At 43.8% G+C, this 19149-nt stretch carries 18 protein-coding genes and 1 riboswitch; of the genes, 9 read left to right on the forward strand and 9 right to left on the reverse strand.

The genetic code is table 11. The features are described from left to right. Positions 1-519: 519 nt before the first annotated feature. From LYNGBM3L_RS10590 to rfbF, 3 genes are all read right to left on the reverse strand, one after another. The gene (locus tag LYNGBM3L_RS10590) at positions 520-1749 is read right to left on the reverse strand and encodes a class I SAM-dependent methyltransferase (protein WP_044492613.1); all 1230 of its coding nucleotides are present in this window, start codon (positions 1747-1749) and stop codon (positions 520-522) included. 225 nt (positions 1750-1974) lie between these two features. Next, on the reverse strand, positions 1975-3039 hold the full coding sequence (locus tag LYNGBM3L_RS10595) for an NAD-dependent epimerase/dehydratase family protein (protein ID WP_071986853.1): 1065 nt from the start codon (positions 3037-3039) through the stop codon (positions 1975-1977). Then, on the reverse strand, positions 2963-3814 hold the full coding sequence (gene rfbF / locus LYNGBM3L_RS10600) for a glucose-1-phosphate cytidylyltransferase (protein WP_008182252.1): 852 nt from the start codon (positions 3812-3814) through the stop codon (positions 2963-2965). Before rfbF ends, LYNGBM3L_RS10595 begins: the two co-directional genes overlap by 77 nt. A gap of 418 nt (positions 3815-4232) precedes the next feature. On the opposite strand from rfbF, the gene LYNGBM3L_RS10605 reads away from it, so the two are divergent. The 3 genes from LYNGBM3L_RS10605 to LYNGBM3L_RS10610 all read left to right on the forward strand — a co-directional run bounded on the left by LYNGBM3L_RS10605 (position 4233) and on the right by LYNGBM3L_RS10610 (position 6217). Further along, positions 4233-4781, forward strand: a complete 549-nt coding sequence (locus LYNGBM3L_RS10605; protein ID WP_044492615.1) for a glycosyl hydrolase family 28-related protein — start codon at positions 4233-4235, stop codon at positions 4779-4781. Positions 4782-4795: 14 nt separating this feature from the next. Continuing rightward, positions 4796-4918, forward strand: a complete 123-nt coding sequence (locus tag LYNGBM3L_RS50755; RefSeq protein ID WP_499880911.1) for a hypothetical protein — start codon at positions 4796-4798, stop codon at positions 4916-4918. Positions 4919-5122: 204 nt separating this feature from the next. Continuing rightward, positions 5123-6217: a calcium/sodium antiporter gene (locus LYNGBM3L_RS10610; RefSeq protein WP_008182256.1), complete on the forward strand. Its 1095-nt coding sequence runs from the start codon at positions 5123-5125 to the stop codon at positions 6215-6217. A 59-nt stretch (positions 6218-6276) separates the two neighbouring features. On the opposite strand, the gene mtnB is transcribed toward LYNGBM3L_RS10610, so the two are convergent. Genes mtnB through LYNGBM3L_RS10625 form a run of 3 tightly spaced genes read right to left on the reverse strand, consistent with a single transcriptional unit; the run spans position 6277 to position 8676 of the window. Then, complete coding sequence (mtnB, locus tag LYNGBM3L_RS10615) at positions 6277-6960, reverse strand: methylthioribulose 1-phosphate dehydratase (RefSeq protein ID WP_044492618.1); 684 nt, start codon at positions 6958-6960, stop codon at positions 6277-6279. 41 nt (positions 6961-7001) lie between these two features. Beyond that, positions 7002-8093, reverse strand: coding sequence for a RuBisCO large subunit C-terminal-like domain-containing protein (locus LYNGBM3L_RS10620; RefSeq protein ID WP_008182261.1), 1092 nt, complete (start codon positions 8091-8093; stop codon positions 7002-7004). Between the two features lie 28 nt (positions 8094-8121). Further along, positions 8122-8676, reverse strand: a complete 555-nt coding sequence (locus tag LYNGBM3L_RS10625) for a 1,2-dihydroxy-3-keto-5-methylthiopentene dioxygenase (protein ID WP_008182262.1) — start codon at positions 8674-8676, stop codon at positions 8122-8124. A 244-nt stretch (positions 8677-8920) separates the two neighbouring features. Here LYNGBM3L_RS10625 and ftsH3 point away from each other — a divergent pair, with 244 nt between their 5' ends. From ftsH3 to LYNGBM3L_RS10655, 6 genes are all read left to right on the forward strand, one after another. Further along, entirely contained in the window at positions 8921-10762 is a 1842-nt protein-coding gene (gene ftsH3, locus LYNGBM3L_RS10630; RefSeq protein ID WP_044492620.1) for an ATP-dependent zinc metalloprotease FtsH3, read from the forward strand. A gap of 297 nt (positions 10763-11059) precedes the next feature. After that, a riboswitch (TPP riboswitch) is annotated at positions 11060-11156 on the forward strand. Positions 11157-11162: 6 nt separating this feature from the next. Next, positions 11163-12536: a phosphomethylpyrimidine synthase gene (thiC, locus tag LYNGBM3L_RS10635; protein ID WP_008182267.1), complete on the forward strand. Its 1374-nt coding sequence runs from the start codon at positions 11163-11165 to the stop codon at positions 12534-12536. 472 nt (positions 12537-13008) lie between these two features. Continuing rightward, complete coding sequence (locus LYNGBM3L_RS10640; RefSeq protein ID WP_008182269.1) at positions 13009-13725, forward strand: iron-containing redox enzyme family protein; 717 nt, start codon at positions 13009-13011, stop codon at positions 13723-13725. A 221-nt stretch (positions 13726-13946) separates the two neighbouring features. After that, a complete protein-coding gene (cysE, locus tag LYNGBM3L_RS10645; RefSeq protein WP_008182271.1) occupies positions 13947-14762 on the forward strand; it encodes a serine O-acetyltransferase in 816 nt (271 codons plus the stop codon). Between the two features lie 236 nt (positions 14763-14998). Further along, positions 14999-16561, forward strand: a complete 1563-nt coding sequence (locus tag LYNGBM3L_RS10650; protein WP_131827270.1) for an L-lactate permease — start codon at positions 14999-15001, stop codon at positions 16559-16561. 216 nt (positions 16562-16777) lie between these two features. Further along, a complete protein-coding gene (locus tag LYNGBM3L_RS10655; RefSeq protein ID WP_044492624.1) occupies positions 16778-17149 on the forward strand; it encodes a TFIIB-type zinc ribbon-containing protein in 372 nt (123 codons plus the stop codon). A 377-nt stretch (positions 17150-17526) separates the two neighbouring features. Here LYNGBM3L_RS10655 and LYNGBM3L_RS47240 read toward each other — a convergent pair whose 3' ends face one another. The 3 genes from LYNGBM3L_RS47240 to LYNGBM3L_RS10670 all read right to left on the reverse strand — a co-directional run bounded on the left by LYNGBM3L_RS47240 (position 17527) and on the right by LYNGBM3L_RS10670 (position 19074). Continuing rightward, complete coding sequence (locus tag LYNGBM3L_RS47240) at positions 17527-17685, reverse strand: hypothetical protein (protein WP_229414429.1); 159 nt, start codon at positions 17683-17685, stop codon at positions 17527-17529. Between the two features lie 27 nt (positions 17686-17712). Next, positions 17713-17901 carry a response regulator gene (locus tag LYNGBM3L_RS10665; protein ID WP_008182279.1) on the reverse strand — a complete coding sequence of 63 codons (189 nt, stop codon included), beginning with the start codon at positions 17899-17901 and terminating at the stop codon, positions 17713-17715. Positions 17902-18594: 693 nt separating this feature from the next. Then, the gene (locus tag LYNGBM3L_RS10670; protein WP_008182281.1) at positions 18595-19074 is read right to left on the reverse strand and encodes an MEKHLA domain-containing protein; all 480 of its coding nucleotides are present in this window, start codon (positions 19072-19074) and stop codon (positions 18595-18597) included. Between the last annotated feature and the right edge of the window lie 75 nt (positions 19075-19149).

The raw sequence follows: 19149 nt of genomic DNA on the forward strand, positions 1-19149 counted from the left end.
GGGCAAAACCATACCCAGAATCAGCAACGCCATAATTCAAGCTTACGATCGCCAACACCAACGTTATCAAAACCTATAATTAGCAAAGCATTGACTTGATAGTAAGCATTTGTAACTAGATCAGTTACAAATTACACACCATCTTAACTGTTCACCAATGGTAGTTCTAAAGATCACCCAGATACTTTACGTTTTCTCCAACAGCGAGCTCAATCAGATCCCTATTAGCGTGTGCGAGCAGCAGTTATGACAGAATTAATCTGTGGTTGGAAAAATGAACCTGGGATGTTTTAGGGATGTTTTAATTTTTATGCGATCGCGTAGCGTGACCTAGGGTCAATCGCACAAGCGCGGAAGCTTCGCTTCATCGCGTAGCGTGACCTTTCGGGCTTTGCCCAACGCTTCGCGAACGGTCAATCGCACAAGCGCAGAAGCTTCGCTTCATCGCGTAGCGGCTCTTTCAGAGGATCGCGCTGATCGCTACTCCCTACTCTCTTGCTTGACCGTCAACCATAAACTCTAAACAATCTTTGGTTGTGGAATCGGAATAATAAATTTACCTCCTTGTTGTCGATACTCTTCCTGTTGCTGCAAAATCTCATCAGCAAAATTCCAAGCTAGCAGCAAGACATAATCTGGTTTATCCTCTAACAGTTTTGATGGTGGGAAAATCGGTAAATGATTAATGCCCATGTAGCGACCATGTTTGAATGGATTTAAATCCACTACATAATCCACCAGGGTTTTATTAATCCCAAAATAACTGAGCAGAGTAGTTGCTTTAGCTGCTGCTCCATAGGCTGCTACCTTTTTACCCTTTTTTTTCAAATCCCAGAGGATATCCAGTAAAGAAAGCTTAATTTCCTGGACACGATTAGCAAAATCACGGTAGTAATCAATACGGTCAACTCCCCGCGCTACTTCTTCTGCTAATAGAGATTTTACGGATTCCTTAACCTGTTCCTTAGGCTCCACAAATAGGCGTAACGAACCCCCATGGATTGGAGTACGTTGGATGTCATTTAGGAATAAACCATGTTTCCTAAACAACCGATCCAAAGCAGTTACTGAAAAATAGCATAAGTGCTGATGGTAGATAGTGTCAAATTCACAGTGATCTACCAAGTCAACCACATAGGGTACTTCAATCACAGCTACACCAGTCTCTTTCAGCAGAACCCCAATTCCTGCTACAAAGCCATTCAGATCTGGCACATGAGCCAAGACATTGTTAGCAAGAAAAACATCAGCTTTCCGTCCTTCAGAGTGTAGCTCTATTGCCAAATCTTTCGTAAAGAATGTACAAAGAGTAGGAATACCTGCTTTTTGGGCAGCTTCTGCAGGTCCAGAGGCTGGGTCAATTCCCAGCACTGTAATTCCTTTTTCAAGAAAGTTCTTGAGCATATAGCCATCATTACTAGCTGCTTCAATTACTAGACTGTTGCTGTTGAGTTGTCTTGATTCAATGATGGCTTTGGCACTATCTCCAAAGTGTTTTAGTAACGATTTTGATACAGAAGAAAAATAGGGGTAGTCTCGACAAAATAGGATTTCGGGCGGGACACTTTCGGTGATTTGGACTAAACCACTGCTAGGAGAAAACGCCAGATCCAATGGCGCAGTATATTCAGGTTTATCTAGCTGGTCTTTAGTAAGTAATCCATCAGCTAATGGGGTGTAACCGAAGGAAATAATTAACTCTAAGTCATCAGTGCTGTTAGCACGACAAATAGGCATGGAATTATACATTATTAGTTTAATAATATCACTGTTAATTGTTGACTGTAAACGGTTGGCAATTAACTGTTAACCATCAACAAAAAAAATATCCAGAACCATAGGCAAGTTAACTGTTTGTTAAATTTAACTAATTCTCCAGAGTGCCTGCAACCAGTGTTTCTGGCCTTTTGGTAATTGGTAATTGGCAATTAGAGTAGGATTACCGATTACCGATTACCAATGACCCAACAACTCCTAAACACTCATGGCTTGTATTTGAGGAGATCTAGGTAGCTCCGTACGCCAACGCAGGGTTTGATCTAATCTTCCAGTGCTAAGTAATTGTTTGATGTGAGCGATACGCTGATACCTCGGTCCCTCAAACTCTTCCAAGGTTAAGCCTACGGTTTGATAAGCCTGGTAGAGTTCTTGAGCTCCCCGAGGGGCATTCCATTGGGGTTTGAATTCGGGTAATGTCCGAATAATCTTACTACAATCAACGCGATAACAGCGCTTATCGGGTCCAGCATCTTTAGCGTATTCAATTTCGCAGCCTGGGACTGTTTCTTTGACAATTTCCGCTAACTCTCGAATCCGATAGTTGTCCTCATTCCGTCCGACATTAAACCCTTGATTGTGTACCAGCTCACGAGGTGCTTCCAACACCGCAATAAATGCTTGGGAAATATCTTCAATATGGACAATGGGACGCCAAGGGGTGCCATCGCTCTTGATATACACTTGACCCGTGGTAAATGCCCAAGCCACCAAGTTATTGAGTACTAGATCAAAGCGCAGACGGCGGGAAACACCGTAAGCCGTGGCATTGCGCAGAAAGATAGGACTAAAGTTATCGTCCGCTAACTGAGTAACATCTTGCTCGACACGAACTTTAGAAATGCCGTAAGGAGTGACGGGGTTGAAGGATGATTCCTCAGTCAACCAATCATCACCACCAGCGCCATAGTTACTACAGGAGGATGAGAATACGAAGCGCTCGATGCCTGCGGCTTTGGCTAACTTAGCCAAATGAACTGAAGCAGCATGATTGATCTCATAGGTTAAGTCAGGATTGAGATTCCCCAGAGGATCGTTGGAAAGCCCTGCTAAGTGGATTAGAGCATCAAATCCTTCCAGTTCTGTTGCCGTAACGTCACGGATATCCTTTTTTAGCTCTGGAATTTTTCGAATTCCTTCACCAAAGGTACTCTGTTCAAATAAGTCGCTATCAAGACCAAATACATCATACCCTTGAGCTAGTAGCATTGGCACCATGACTGTGCCGATGTAGCCCTTGTGACCAGTTACTAATACTCGCATTATTTTCCTCCCAAATTTTCCAAGGTGCATTGCCACTGTTCCACAGACTTTCTAACCTGCGCTTGTCACGTAAGGTGTCCATGCATTGCCAGAATGAAGTGTGGTGATAAGCGATCAGTTGCCCATCTCTAGCGAGTCGCTCCAGTGGTGCTTTTTCCCACTGGGTGTCATCACCGTCGATATAATCAAAAACTCCGGGCTCTAAAACAAAGAAAGCACCGTTGATCCAGCCTTCTCGGGTTTGAGGCTTTTCAGAGAATTCCGTAATCTGGTTTCCATCTAGTTCTAAGTAACCAAAACGTGCAGGTGGACGTACTGCAGTTAAGGTAGCTAATTTGCCATGGGAACGATGGAATTCCAGGAGCGCATTTAAATTGACATCAGAAACCCCATCTCCCCAAGTGAGCATAAATGTCTGATTGTTTACATAGGGAGCGAGCCGTTTAATCCGACCGCCTGTATTGGTGTAAATACCAGTATCGATTAAATCAACTGTCCAATCCGGTGCTCCACCACCGTGCTGGATGACTTTGCCATTGTTAAGGTTGACCGTTAAGTTACTATTAAGTGAACTATAGTCCACCATGTATTTTTTAATGACTTCTGCCTTATAGCCGAGGGCAATCACAAAATCTTGGAAGCCATAATGGTAATAATGCATCATGATATGCCAGAGGATTGGTCGCCCTCCGATTGCTACCATTGGCTTTGGTTTTGTGTCGGTTTCTTCGGCTAGACGAGTACCGAGACCCCCGGCAAGAATTGCTACTTTCATATGACTGTTGAGACCAAAATCACTAACAACAAAATAACTAACAGGTTTGACTTATAATCCATCATTTTTTTATTAATTTTATGAGGAATAAACCTATCGATGTATCCTATCAAATTCGGTTGACTAATTATCATAATTCCTGAGCGGTGAATTGGTAATTTGTAATTAGTAATTGTTAGTTGGTAGTTAGTAATTCGTAATTGCTAGTTGATGATAAACCATCCCCCATTACGCATTACCAAAAATTCAGGGATTATTGGGAAACTAATTAACCGGACTTGATATCATTCAGTATTTTCAATTAAACCCAAGTTGTACTTAGATCTGTTGCCAGATTGGCTTGAATTAAATTTAACAAAAATTAATTAATTAAAGATGAAAAATTGTGATTTATTTGACAGAAAGTGGTAAGGTAAAAATGCTAAAAACACGATTAACTAAGAACCGGTACCGCTGGATGATCAGTAAAGGTTTGGCAGTACTGCTCCACAAAGCGTTGTTTTTTATACATCTACCGCGTAAATACCAATCCCAAAGACTTAAAAATCTAGTAGGAATTCCTCCCCACCTAGCCACGCTCATGCTCTTCTCCCTAAACCTGTGCAGCCTACTATTGGTGATCGGCTTACCTGCTAGCTTTTCCAGCTTGGTCAGTTCTTCAGTAGCAGCGAATCCCCTCTATCCTTTGGATGCGAACATGGTGAATGTGCGGGATTACGGTGTCAAAGGTGATGGTATTACTGATGACACAGCCGCCATTCGCCTAGCAGTTCAGGATAATCTCACGAAACATCGCACCCTGTTGTTTCCAACAGGAAGCTATTTGGTCAGTGATTCAATGGAGTCGAAGAATCAGAAGGGTGTGTTTGGGGCATTTCTGACTTGGCAAGGTGAAGGCACTGAGAAAAGTATGAGCAAGCTTCAGGAGAAAGCCAAAGGTTTTGGTAATCCTGAGCAGCCCACCTAGTAGAGTTGAAATGTTTGTATAGGCCAATTCAAGAGCCAAGTAGACTCTCGAACCGCTACTACAGTACCATCCCGCCTTTTATCTATCTGTCTTTAAAGCAACTGTTTTTAGAGAGTTTGTTGATAAAAATAATATGAAACAGTTAGCCAATAAATTATTAGGTTAATAACTAAAACTAAACCTAGGTAAACACAGAAAAAAATACCCTTGATATGTGTTATCGTTGAGGTGTTTGCGGTTTAAATAAACCCTAGGTAATTATCAGGGCTAAGTCGAGGTTATAGCAAATTTAATGCTTGATGAAGTAAACTCGTCCTCAATGACTTACTCACACACAGCCAATGAACATAATCACTCTCATTTTATTTATTGCTGGCTTTGTACTTTTGGTTTTTGGGGCCGAAATCTTGGTCAAGGGCGCATCACAGTTGGCGTTGGTAGCAGGTGTCTCCCCCTTAGTGATCGGGCTGACTATAGTCGCTTACTGCACCAGTGCCCCAGAATTAGCCGTAGCATTGCAGTCGAGTTATGACGGACAAGCGGATATTGCCCTTGGTAACATAGTTGGCAGCAACATTGCCAATATTTTGCTAATCTTAGGCATATCTGCAACTATGTTACCCTTGGTTGTATCCCGGCAGTTGGTACGATTAGATGTACCTTTGATGATTGGCATATCATTCCTACTCTTGTTTATGAGCTTGGATGGCCAACTGGGTAGAGTTGATGGCAGCATCCTGTTGGCTGGCGCGATCGCATATACTTTATTCACCATTATTCAGAGTCGCAAGGAAAATCAGGAAATCCCAGACCAGGATACTCCTCAAACCCAATCTCGCCAGTCTCGTACTAGCCTTAAAAAGATAGTTACTCAGTTAGGGCTGATTGTTTTCGGCTTAGGAATGTTAGTACTAGGTTCCCGCTGGCTGATTAATGGGGCTATTGCTCTAGCCAAGATGTTTGGCTGGAGCGAGTTGATTATTGGCTTAACAATTATCGCTGTTGGCACCTCTCTTCCAGAAATTGCCACCTCCATTATTGCCAGTATCCGTGGTGAGCGAGATCTTGCTGTAGGTAACGCTATTGGCAGCAATATTTTTAATATCCTGTTGGTGCTGGGGATGTGTAGCTTGATTGTGCCTGATGGTGTACAGGTGTCAACTCCCGCCCTAAACTTCGACATTCCAGTAATGATTGCAGTAGCGGTGGCTTGTCTGCCAATTTTCTTTACTGGCTATCAAATTTCCCGGTGGGAGGGATTTCTCTTTTTAAGCTATTACGGTGCCTATACCTTGTATTTATTCCTCAACGCCACACAACACCAAGCTTTATCAAGATTTAGTACTATCATGATGACATTTGTCGTACCGCTAACGATAGTTACCCTAGTAATTTTGGTGATGCGCAGTATACGGACTACAATCAAGTCTGGTTAAATAATTGCCTTAAATAATTGCTGAATTGTTCCGATTAAGCAATTCAGCAATTGTATTTGTTAATTCTTGATTGAGGTAGTGCTAAGCTCAATTTGTCGAGCAGCTACCATATATCTAAAAATATAATCAGCTAACTCCAAGTAGATCTGGGCACGTTCGGTGGAAGACGCCCAAACCGTTATACCGTGGTTCCGAATTAATAGGACATTGACTGATGGGGGTGCAGCCTGAAAGCGATCGCATATCTCACTACTAATGCGAGACACATCTAGATGGTTGACGAATACTGGTACCGTGATTTGGGGGTTCTCCTCCCGTACTCCAAATCCCTTAAGCATTTCTAGCGGTGGCAAAGGCAGGGTATCTTCTTTAGTGAAGCCAGAAACTAAATTCGCCTCAATGGTGTGAACATGATAACAAGCTTTAGCATCTGGGAATAAAGAGTAGATACTTTGATGAATGCTTGTTTCAGCTGAAGGACGAGATTCAGGTGATGGTTTTTCTACCACCCTGCCATCAGCGGCTATGCGAATAAAGTCTTTGCTGCCTAGCTGCCCTTTATGGCATCCACTAGCAGTAATCCAGAAGCTGCCATCGGGCTGTTTAGCCGAGAGGTTACCCGCTGTCCCCACCATCCAACCTAATTGATAGAAGTGACTGGCAGCAGTAATTAAGGTTGGTCTTGGATCAATAGCTGAACGTAATTGCTGGTCATTTCCGATTGAGGAGCTAAGATTAACCATTCTTCCACCGCTGGGATAGCTGTTGTTGTATATCAAAAAAATCATCCCACGGAATGTAGGGCTTCAAAAAATGCTTTAACGCCAGCAGCAGGACCATCGGGATGATCCATAATGCCAGTTCCAGCATTAAGAATAACCTCCTGTCCGTAATCTGCTACAACCTTAGGGACAATCCCAGCATGAATGCCAGCGGAAGGTACAGGAAATACATTACGCGATCGCAAACTATCTCGAATTCGCTTTTCCTCCTCTGGGTCAAAGGGTAAACTACCATAATGGGCGGGATATAGCACCGCATCTGCCCCACCATGAGCCATCAGGGTTCCCAAAACCACTGAGTAAGCCATCCCGTGGTTTGGGGCTCCACACAGGGCTCCTGCTAAGGCGGGATGGGCAAAAATTGGCACATTAATCTCTGGATCAGCAGCTAAGGCTTCTAGGACAGAGAAACCGTAGGTCAAGACATTCAGCCGCAGGGCATTTGCCCCTTCTTTAACCAAGGTATGAGCTTTATCAAGCAATTTGTCAGCCGAACCAGTTACATTAACGGCATAGAGTACAGTGCGCCCAGTTTGCTGTTTGATTTCATCGAGTACCTTACGGCAGACTTCTAGACGTTTCAGGGTTGGTGCTATCTCCAAATCCCCCAGAATCTCATCATCTTTAATAATGTCAAGTCCAGCTCCAGCAACCTCTTGTAAAATCGCTCCATGGTCTTCAGCTGAGAGTCCCAAGGCTGGCTTAAAAATTGCCATAATCAGGGGACGGTCAACTACTCCTAGTCTTTCGCGAATTCCGGTAATTCCGAATTTGGGATGCCTACCGTAGTGTTCTGGCAAGCGCACTGCCATGACTTTAGCTGGTCCTGCCATGGAGTATTTGCCAAAAATCATGGTTAGTAGAGTAGGGATATCGTTTTCCACATTAGCTTCGGGAAAACGGATGGTAGCCAAACCAGAACCATCAGGGTTAATGACACCTTGAACAACAGTACCAAGATGGGAGCGAAACACATTTTCGAGATGGGCAAAACGAGCATTCCAGGTGCCTGCAGTTTGCCCAACAGCAATCACTTTCGCTTGTTTTTCCACATCAACACCGGTTGGAAAGCGGTAGTCAACTTCAATGGACATATTAAATAAGTTATCAACTGGGATATTCTCAAACAGCTACTACCGGCTTCATCCGAATTTCCGTACCCGTGTACTCCGGAACCCAGCCTTCAGTAGTGATAAAGTAGCGCACAGCTTTAACCCGTCGTGATGGTGTCAGATAAAACCAATGTTCAGTATTCGCTGGCACATTAATGTACTCCTCAGGTTGCACAGTCAACTCCATTTGGCTGCCATCAGGACGTACAAACCCAAAAACCCCAACTCCTGCAACTATGTAGCGCACTTCATCGTCAGTATGGTAGTGACAATCCTTAAATTTGGAAAGGAGGGCATCAAGATTAGGTAAGTCTGGGTAAAGAACGATTAAGTCACGGGATTGATAGCCAGCGGTTTCCTTAAGTTGTTCAAAGTAGCTATCTAAAGCTTGGAGTACTGTTTCCTTTTCAATATCACTAAGGGTGTCTTGCTCTAGAAGGCTGTGAATTTCTGGCTTCTCCCCTACAGACCAGTGATTTAGCTCAACCTTCACAGACGCTAATTCTCCGGCAATATCACTTAGCTCGGTATAAGTTTTACCATCTTCAAGTCGTAAAACCGCCATCATGTCCCTCCTGTTGGCTGTTCGATCTCCAAAGCGCTAAATTATAATATTAAGCATTGGCTTAGGTCAACCCACACCAGCCATCCAAACACTATTCTTAGGTATCAAAAGGGATAAAACGCTTCCAGAAAGGCTGTTTTAGGATAAAGTCCACCCAGTTTTCCTCAGAAAGGTTAACATAAATTAATATAAGAAGCTAAATTCTATATTTGCCACATCCTCGAATCTATGGAGGTAACAACGAGTGAATAAAAAGTGGAGAAACGCAGGGCTGTATGCACTCCTAGCCATAGTGGTGATCGCCCTTGGTACAGCATTTTTGGACAAACCGTCCCCAAGTAGAGATACGTGGCGGTACGACCAGCTGATTAGCCAAGTCGAGAGCGGCAAGGTGGAAACCGTTAGAATCAGTGCTGACCGCAGTAAAGCGATCGCGATCGCTCAAGATGGTCGTCAGGTAGAGGTCAATCTCCCCAATGACCCACAACTAATCAACCTTCTGAATAATAACGGTGTAGATATTTCAGTTCTACCCCAGAGTGATGAAGGCTTCTGGTTCAAGACCTTAAGCAGCTTCTTCTTCCCGATTTTGCTCTTGGTGGGATTGTTTCTATTACTGCGGCGTGCCCAGAATGGTCCAGGTTCTCAAGCCATGAACTTTGGCAAGTCTAAGGCTAGAGTCCAAATGGAACCCCAAACTCAGGTAACCTTTGGGGATGTGGCGGGCATTGAGCAAGCCAAGCTAGAGCTTAACGAAGTAGTAGACTTCCTCAAAAATGCTGACCGCTTCACTGCTATTGGAGCTAAAATTCCCAAGGGAGTCCTGCTCGTCGGACCTCCAGGAACCGGTAAAACTCTCTTAGCTCGTGCAGTAGCTGGGGAAGCAGGTGTTCCCTTTTTCTCCATCTCTGGTTCTGAGTTCGTCGAGATGTTCGTAGGGGTTGGTGCTTCTCGGGTGCGAGACCTATTTGAGCAAGCGAAAAACAATGCTCCGTGTATTGTATTCATTGATGAAATCGATGCTGTGGGGCGTCAACGGGGTGCCGGTTTAGGCGGTGGTAATGATGAACGGGAGCAAACCCTCAACCAGCTGCTGACTGAAATGGATGGGTTTGAAGGTAATACCGGTATTATTATTATTGCTGCTACCAACCGCCCAGATGTTCTTGATGCTGCCCTACTACGCCCTGGTCGTTTTGATCGACAGGTAGTAGTAGACCGTCCTGATTATGCCGGACGTTTGGAAATTCTCAACGTTCATGCTCGTGGGAAAACCCTCGCCAAAGATGTGGATCTCGAGAAGATTGCCCGTCGGACCCCTGGTTTCACTGGAGCAGATTTATCCAACTTGCTCAATGAAGCAGCAATTTTGGCAGCCCGTCGCAACTTAACCGAAATCTCGATGGATGAGGTGAATGATGCCATTGACCGGGTACTTGCAGGGCCAGAGAAGAAAGACCGGGTAATGAGCGAGAAACGCAAAACACTCGTAGCGTTTCACGAAGCAGGTCACGCCCTTGTTGGTGCCTTAATGCCCGATTATGACCCAGTGCAGAAAATTAGCATTATTCCTCGGGGTCGTGCTGGTGGTTTGACTTGGTTCACCCCTAGCGAAGACCGGATGGATTCAGGCATGTTTTCCCGTTCTTACCTGCAAAATCAGATGGCAGTGGCTTTAGGTGGTCGGATTGCTGAAGAAATTATCTTCGGTGAAGAAGAAGTGACCACAGGTGCTTCCAATGACTTGCAACAGGTGACTCGGGTGGCACGGCAGATGGTGATGCGCTATGGTATGAGCGATCGCCTTGGCCCAGTAGCTCTAGGACGGCAGAATGGCAGTATGTTCCTAGGTCGGGATATTGCCTCAGACCGGGATTTCTCAGATGCCACAGCATCAACCATTGATGAAGAGGTTCGCAAGCTAGTTGATGAAGCCTACGAACGGGCTAAGAATGTAATTCTTGGCAATAAGCATATCCTCGATAAGCTTGCTGAAATGCTGATTGATAAAGAAACCGTAGATGCTGAAGAACTCCAAGAGATTCTAAGCACTAACGATGTCAAGATGGCTGCGATCGCTCTTTAAAACACCGCGATTTGGGCAATCACCTAGGTAAATACAATGGTGAATACAATAGCCTCTAGCTCTTAATCATCCGTAACAGGATACCTTAATAGAACACCGTAACAGGACAGTGTAACTAAGCACTGTCCTGTATTATTTTTAAATTAAATCTTAAAAAACAATAAGGATATAACTATTCCTGTTCAAAATTCCATAAGCTAATCTAAATAATCTCGAATTCCATAGATTCCCCACGTGTGAATCTATGGCAAGGAGCGCGATCCTAAATCCGAAGGATTTTTTTGTAATACTATAGTCAAACCAAGCTAGGGGTGCCTGAGAAACCAGGCTGAGATTACACCCTTAGAACCTGAGTCCGGTTAATACCGGCGGAGGGAAGCTGTGATCGAGGAAATTAAATATGCGAATTGAATGGGTTGCCAAGCGCCGTGGTCAGAGCAATGTGACTCAAATGTACTATGCTCGCCAGGGTCTCCTGACAGAAGAGATGCACTACGTAGCCCAGCGGGAAAACCTTCCCGTTGAGCTGATCAAAGATGAAGTGGCACAGGGGAGAATGATTATCCCCGCCAATATCAACCACACTAACCTAGAGCCAATGTGTATTGGTATCGCCTCCAAATGTAAGGTGAATGCCAATATCGGTGCCTCCCCCAACTCTTCTAATATGGATGAAGAGCTAGAGAAGGTTAACTTGGCCGTGAAGTACGGGGCCGATACCGTTATGGACTTGTCTACAGGCGGTGGCAACTTGGATGAGATTCGTTCTGCCATCATTAATGCCTCACCCGTACCCATTGGCACAGTACCCGTTTACCAAACCTTAGAAAGTGTCCACGGCAAAGTCGAAAACCTTACTGCCGATGACTTTCTCCACATCATTGAAAAGCACGCTCAGCAAGGAGTTGACTATCAAACCATCCACGCTGGCATCTTAATTGAACATCTGCCTTTGGTCAGAAACCGGCTAACCGGCATTGTTTCTCGTGGTGGTGGTATCCTAGCCAAGTGGATGCTTCATCACCACAAGCAAAATCCCCTCTATACCCACTTTGACGACATTATCGAGATTTTCAAGAAATACGATGTCTCCTTCAGCTTAGGGGATTCCCTGCGTCCTGGCTGCACCCATGATGCATCTGATCAAGCCCAGTTAGCAGAATTGAAAACATTGGGGCAGTTGACTCGTCATGCTTGGGAACATGATGTACAGGTCATGGTAGAAGGACCTGGTCATGTGCCGATGGATCAAATTGAGTTCAATGTCAAAAAGCAGATGGAAGAGTGTTCAGAAGCACCTTTCTATGTCCTAGGACCACTAGTGACAGACATTGCTCCTGGATATGACCATATCACCTCTGCCATTGGGGCAGCTTTGGCTGGCTGGTACGGTACCGCCATGCTGTGCTATGTAACCCCGAAAGAACATTTAGGACTGCCCGATGCTGAGGATGTCCGCAATGGCTTGATTGCCTACAAGATTGCTGCTCATGCGGCGGATATTGCCAGGAATCGTCCAGGAGCACGGGACCGGGATGATGAACTCTCCATTGCTCGCTACAACTTCGACTGGAACCGCCAGTTTGAACTTTCCCTTGACCCCGAACGAGCTCGGGAATACCATGATGAAACCCTGCCAGCAGATATCTATAAGACAGCAGAGTTTTGTTCCATGTGTGGACCAAAGTTCTGTCCCATGCAAACTAAAGTTGATGCTGATGCCTTGACTGAACTAGAGAAGTTCTTAGCGAAAGAACCTGTCCATCAAAGTTAATTCAATCAACAATAAGCTAAACTTTTGAAAAAAACCGGTTTCTGAGCAGAAGCCGGTTTTTTTTTGACTTTTACTGCCACTTACCTATTAGAGCGCTACGGGCTGGGAATCGGGAATCGGGAATCGGGAATCGGGAATCGGCAATAGGAAATACGCAATAGGGAATAGGGAATAGCAAATAGGGAATAGGCCATAGGGAATAGGCAATATAAAAGCCAAGTTACACAGCTTTTAGCAATTATCAGATCACCATTATTTGTAAATAAAATAGCGCGTATTTATACCTATAATAAAATAACTATATGTAGCCTTTTTTAAGCTATTTCATATAAATTTGATAATTATAAGGCATCTCAAATTAGATGTTTCACAGGTGATTAACCAGTTGATTTAAGATAAAACTCAGGTGATTTTCAGATTAGCGAATGATGGTAGTTATAGAGCTAAGATAAAAAACACAAAGGATAAACAAATGACAACTCGTGATGAATTTTGGACTATAGCAGATCATTCTCGACTGGAAGCTGAATATCTAGCTGATAAGAAACTTCAATATTTACAACATGCCCCACTGGAAGCTTTACAGCAGATATGTATCCAGTACCGTCATTTTACCAAAGAGTTTCCTGATAATCTGGCAATTCTAATTTCCAAAGCTCCTTATGGAAAATTTAAAAGCTTAACAGCTGAGATACTAGCAGAAGAGTTAGGTGAAGGAGATCATGAGAATAATCATCTCCAACTATGGGATAACTATTTGTTAAGTATTGGTATAAATCAAGATTTATTTGAAGACTCTCTTAGCGAAGAAAATAAGATTTTGCTTGATGAGATTAAGCAACTAACGTTAACCAAGCCTACCACCTATGTTATTGGATTATGTGGCATGGGTGGAGAGTGCCTTTGCCAAGTTTATCTCTCTACTATGTACAAATATCTTGTCAAAAACCCATATATCAAAGAAAACAAACACACCATTGATTGGGAGTTTTGGAACTTTCATGTTGGTGAAGCTGATATTATCCATCGTCAAAAGGTCAGAGATGCCATTAATGAGATAGTTGATGCGGATCCATCTACCGTAGATCATTTAACAGCTGGCTATCAGAAAGCCAAACATAATTGGGATACATTTTGGACGAATAACTACAAATTAGCCATGACTAAGCAGATGGCAGCTGTAAATTGAGTGAATAATTGAGTGAAATAGAAGTAAGTAGAGTCCATCAATCAAATCACTCTACTACTTCAAAATACCCAATAATAACAAATTGGCTCGATAGTTTATTATAGCAGTTGGCAATTTAATCAGGTACACCTTAAAACCCTGAACGACACACAGGACAAGGAAAAGCAAAAAAGCCGATGCCTGATAGCTCACTGCTAACTGCTATATTAGCTTGACTCAAAATGAAACAAAAATCAGAAATGAAGCATTCTCTTGAAGCTTTGAAGAAACATGGCCAAACCACAGCTTCATCTACTTTAGGCTTGTGGGATTCTATTCGAGCAGATTTTGAGGCTGTGTTTGAGAAAGATCCTGCTGCTTCCTCTTGGCTTGAGGTGTTAACTTGCTATCCAGGCTTACAGGCAGTGACGGTTCATCGCTTTGCTCATATCTTATATCGCCACCGTTTATTTTGGCTGTCTCGCTTCGTATCCTACATTGTCCGTTGGCTAACAGGAATTGACATTCATCCAGGTGCTACCCTTGGTCGGGGCATATTTATTGATCACGGTACAGGTGTAGTAATTGGGCAAACCGCCATCGTTGGAGATGGAACCTTAATTTATCAAGGCGTTACTTTAGGTGGCACTGGCAAACAACTAGGTAAACGTCATCCGACTGTGGGAAAAAATGTAATCGTCGGAGCGGGAGCAAAAATTCTTGGGGACATTGAAATTGGTAACAATAGCCGTATTGGAGCAGGCTCAGTAGTTTTACGGTCTGTTCCTAATGACTGCACTGTTGTTGGGATTCCGGGACGAATAGTTAGGCAATTCGCCCAGCCGATTAGTCCACTTGCTCACAGTAACATCCCTGATCCAGTAGCTAATGTGGTTGATAAACTTATCCAAAGGATAGATGAGTTGGAAATCAAACTAAAGCAATTACAGCAGTTTAGAGAAATGGAGTTCACCGAAAAGCTGTTGTGTCAAGATCAAGCTATCAACTTATCTCACAATACTAATTTAAATAGTCGTCAGCTAGCAAAAGTAGATTAACTGTAAGCATTCAGCCGTCAGCTATCAGCTAATGCGCTGCGCGCACGCTACTTGAGGTGCTAGCAGGCGCTTTAACTCCACAGGGTCGGATCAGTACGAGCAGGGATTTTCAACCAGCCGTACCAGCACCCCCCAGCTTTTTTACTACCTCCCGTTGATTAGCATGATAGCTGACGGCTGACGGCTGATAGCTGAATGCTTACGATTAACTTTTGTTAATACAGGAGACAAATGTCTTGGAAATCATAATTGCTACTATGCCCTTGTGGGTAGCCATAGTAATGCTAGTGGTATTGCAGCGACCAAGCCAACAGGCAGGACTTGCTACTTTGATAGCTGCTATCGGATCAACACTACTATTTCCTGTTTTTCGTTTGTTTCCTGGGCAATTACTACTTGCTTTGGTGAAGGGACTTGCGACATCATTATCAGTGTTCTACGTGCTATTTCCCAGTTTGCTACTTTACTATCTGCTCAAGTCTGTAGATGGTATGAGCCTTTTAGGACAGGGTATTGCTCGTTTAGTTCCTGAGCGAGACTTACAGGTGTTGCTGCTAGTAATTGGGTTCGCTCCCTTTGCCGAGTCAGTTAGTGGATTTGGAGTTGGTACCATTTTAGTCATTCCACTGTTTCTCGCATTAGGTTATAGTTCTGCTCAGTCAGCTATACTGGGTATTTTGGGTCAAATGGCTGTACCTTGGGGAGGGCTAGCCATAGGTACAGTTCTTGGAGCGGAAATAACTAATCTAGATCCTAGTATTCTAGGTTCGACTACTGCTCTTTTGACTGCTCCTCTGCCCGTAGTTTACGGACTGGTGGCACTAGCAGTGAGTGGCGGAAAGAAATCCGTGCAACGCCGATGGCCAGAAGCGATCGCTGCGGGAGTGCTTCTTACCATAGGAGTTTGGGGCTTCAGTTGGATTCCTGGGGTTGAACTGGCAGGTGTACTTGGCAGCACACTGGTAATGTCATTCTTAGTGGTGTGGGCAAACCGAAAACTATTTCATAAACTATTTCATAAACTATTTCATAAGGCAAAACGAAAAAGAACAGTAAATCTAGTCAACAGTGCCCGTAATAGTTCCGAAAAAACGGCTCATGATTCGGCTGAGCATGGTATTACTAAAGTATCCCTCGGGCAGGTAATAGCTCCCTACGGGATTCTGACAGCAATTCTGCTGATTTCTCGCTTAGTTGTTCCTCTAAAAATTTGGCTGAAGAGTCATTTTGTGATATCAATAGCTGCCATCAATCTAAATCTACCCCTGCTTTACAACCCAGGCTTTTATTTACTTTTGACAGCTTTGGCTACAGTCACAATTTTGGGAACAGTCGTACACAAACTGCGAGTGATAACAAGGCAAGCTTGGCAACAATTTATCCCTGGAGCCATCGCACTCGCCTGTTTTCTAGCAGCCTCTCAAGTTATGCAAGCCAGTGGCATGATAGCTAGTCTAGGCATGGCCGCAGCAACACTTGGTGACAAGTATATATGGGTTGCACCTTGGTTAGCTGCTCTAGGAGGCTGGATTACTGGTTCAAATACTGCGAGTAATGCCCTACTTTCCCAATTACAACAAGAGGTAAGCATTCAGTCTGGCTTACCACTACAGTGGCTGATGGGAGCTCAGAATGGAGCTAGCGCCCACGCCACGATGATTTCACCTGCTCGTGCTATTATTGCTGCCACTGCTGTTGGGTGGTCTGGAGCTGAAGTCTTCTTGCTCCGGCAGATGGGACTAGTAGTTCTAGGAGCAGTGGCAGTTATTATGTCACTTCTGGTTTTGGCTGTACCATAAAATCTCTATTTTTAGATAGAGTAAGTATCAAATAAATAACTGAACATAAATTATGTTAAATTTATGTTCTCTTGGTTAATAAACTTAAAGTTGCTCAAACCCTTTCTGTTCCAAGATACCCGATCCCTGCTCCGAAGTTCCCTGCTCTGAACAGTCAACTTGAATTATGTCTGGCTACCGAGTATGATATGTAAATCCTAGAGATGGTTGAGCGAAATGACCCAGCTGAAATGCCCTAAATGTCAAGGAACCTTAGAAGCAGTTGTGTATTCAACGATTCCTGTAGACCGCTGCACCAGTTGTCAAGGGATCTGGTTTGATTCCATGGAAGCTCAAATGTTGAAGGAGATAAAAGGTTCCGAGATTATAGATACAGGTGACCCGAAAACAGGGAGTAACTTTAATAAAATTAGAGATATCAATTGCCCGAAATGCCAGACAAAACTGACCAAAATGGTTGATATAAAACAGACTCATATTCGGTATGAAAAATGCCCGGTATGCTATGGTCTCTGGTTTGATGCTGGTGAATTTAAGGATTATAAGGAAGAGGTAATAGCAGACTTTTTTAAGGATATCTTTAGCTAATTAATAGGCTAATTAATAGGCTAATTAATAGGCTAAGTAGCAATTTTTAATGTCAATTAATTTGCTGCCACTGGGAAAACCTATGGGAAAAGGTAGTAGCTTGACCAGGATGCTAATTTCCCTGATCAAGCAGGTTCAAAATACTCAAGTCGGAAATGATCAGGTCTATTCGGCTGGTTTAGGTAAAGTGATGATAAATTCACTATATGCTCCCACTTCAGTTTCCAGCTTCAAGGTTCCTCCCTGACTGCCTGACACATCTGTGTGAAAACCAAACAGATCAGGTTCTACACTTTAAAGACCGAATACGGGAAAACCAAATCTGGTCGTAGTAATCATCCTCAGCTTTATGGCATGCAAAGCACGGTTGCGGATCTTTAGGTAACAACGGTACTGGCCCGACTGAGTTGCCTACCTTTATTGACTACTCCTTTGAGCCAGCGCAGACCAATTTTGAGATAGCTTAGACCTCGTTTCCAATGGGGATCTACCTGCCTCCTTCTGCCTTGAAGTTGAACAGCCGAAGACGCAATCACTACTTTTGAGTGCAATTGGGGGGATTGTCATAACTGTCGGATCATCTCAAAGCCATCCATCTGTGGCATCAACAAGTCAGTGATAATCAGGTCTGGTGAAAATGCTGTGGCTTCGTCTAAAGCCTCTTGACCACTGCTAGCTTCGATCAGTTCAAATCCCAGGGGAGCCAGCAGATTGACAATCACCCAGCGATTTTCCTGTTTATCATCCACCACCAGAATGCAATACCAAGTAGGGTTCTAGTGCCAGATTCGATTGACTCAGTGATGGGATAGCCTGGAGCTGTAATCATTATGGGTTAGAATCATTGAACAACATGGACTTCTGTGAGGCCAGTTACATATAGAGTTCCCGGCTAGTCCGACCCAAATAACGGCTTTGTACTTGTAGGGGGATGATTTATGGAGATCGGTAAGAGACGGGAAGTGGGGGAAGATACTGCAAGAAGGGGAAGTAAGCGGTGAGGTATCTAATCTGAATTAGCACGTAAGCATTCAGCTATCAGCTATCAGCTATTAGCTTGCATAGGTAAGCCTTCGTTTAATCTCTGTTAGGTCAGCTGTTCGGGTAGCGTGGCCACAAGCCAAGGGCTTTTACCCAGACTTTCAATTATCATTAATCTCGAATTATTAAATTCTCCCGTTTGTGCATTGCGCATAGGCGCACGCTACGCGAACGGCGCACGCTATGGGAACGAGGTTTGTTTTAAGCTGACAGCTGACAGCTGACAGCTGACGGCTGTCAGCTTACATTAGCACTAGGAATTAGCACTATTAATGCTACAAATGATTTCTTTGATTGAATCCCTAAGGGGGCAGGGGTGCTCAAGAGCAAGGGAGAGGACTTTGAAGTTTTTCCCCCTTACTCAAAAATAGATAAAAAATAGACAATTTAAGTGGCCAACATCGTCAATTAATCCGTATCCACTGGGAAAATGTAGCCCCTTGACCACAATAGTTATTTTCCTCATCAATGAGATTCCAGACGATAAAATCTGAAATCTGGAACCGTTTACCAGTGCTAGAAATGCGGACACCTTGATAGTTGCTAATATAGCCCTGGGTTGTGACTTGGTTAAGCAAGCGTAAGCGCTCCTCCCTTTCCATTGGCTCAGCTGAATATCTCGAAGGCATCTGAGTCAATTGGTTCCAATCCATTTCCCACAATTCTAAACCTTTCCGATTGCCATAGTTTAGAATGGGGTCTGATTCAGTGTTGTGAGAGTAGACGACAAAGGGAGCTTCAAATAGTGCCTGTGCAATTTCCATAGGTGAGCCACTGGTATCGATTAGAGAACGCCCTGTCCAATGATGAAAGCTATGGATTAGACGTTGGCTCTGGCGAATTACGGCGTCTTGTTGCCAAGGAAATTGGAGCTCAGTGTTCATCGGTTTATTATTCTGTACAGATTTATCACCCTTAGGGAACTATAGTAATCCAAAACTCTGTGATTCTGAACTCCT

Source organism: Moorena producens 3L (genome assembly GCF_000211815.1).
Taxonomy (GTDB): Bacteria; Cyanobacteriota; Cyanobacteriia; order Cyanobacteriales; family Coleofasciculaceae; genus Moorena; species Moorena producens.

Excerpts from the sequence above, each read along its gene's own strand:
- LYNGBM3L_RS10590 (WP_044492613.1), bottom strand. The coding sequence starts at position 1,749 with ATGTATAATTCCATGCCTATTTGTCGTGCTAACAGCACTGATGACTTA.
- LYNGBM3L_RS10595 (WP_071986853.1), bottom strand. The coding sequence starts at position 3,039 with ATGCGAGTATTAGTAACTGGTCACAAGGGCTACATCGGCACAGTCATG.
- rfbF (WP_008182252.1), bottom strand. The coding sequence starts at position 3,814 with ATGAAAGTAGCAATTCTTGCCGGGGGTCTCGGTACTCGTCTAGCCGAA.
- LYNGBM3L_RS10605 (WP_044492615.1), top strand. The coding sequence starts at position 4,233 with ATGCTAAAAACACGATTAACTAAGAACCGGTACCGCTGGATGATCAGT.
- LYNGBM3L_RS10610 (WP_008182256.1), top strand. The coding sequence starts at position 5,123 with ATGAACATAATCACTCTCATTTTATTTATTGCTGGCTTTGTACTTTTG.
- mtnB (WP_044492618.1), bottom strand. The coding sequence starts at position 6,960 with ATGGTTAATCTTAGCTCCTCAATCGGAAATGACCAGCAATTACGTTCA.
- LYNGBM3L_RS10620 (WP_008182261.1), bottom strand. The coding sequence starts at position 8,093 with ATGTCCATTGAAGTTGACTACCGCTTTCCAACCGGTGTTGATGTGGAA.
- LYNGBM3L_RS10625 (WP_008182262.1), bottom strand. The coding sequence starts at position 8,676 with ATGGCGGTTTTACGACTTGAAGATGGTAAAACTTATACCGAGCTAAGT.
- thiC (WP_008182267.1), top strand. The coding sequence starts at position 11,163 with ATGCGAATTGAATGGGTTGCCAAGCGCCGTGGTCAGAGCAATGTGACT.
- LYNGBM3L_RS10640 (WP_008182269.1), top strand. The coding sequence starts at position 13,009 with ATGACAACTCGTGATGAATTTTGGACTATAGCAGATCATTCTCGACTG.
- cysE (WP_008182271.1), top strand. The coding sequence starts at position 13,947 with ATGAAACAAAAATCAGAAATGAAGCATTCTCTTGAAGCTTTGAAGAAA.
- LYNGBM3L_RS10655 (WP_044492624.1), top strand. The coding sequence starts at position 16,778 with ATGACCCAGCTGAAATGCCCTAAATGTCAAGGAACCTTAGAAGCAGTT.
- LYNGBM3L_RS10670 (WP_008182281.1), bottom strand. The coding sequence starts at position 19,074 with ATGAACACTGAGCTCCAATTTCCTTGGCAACAAGACGCCGTAATTCGC.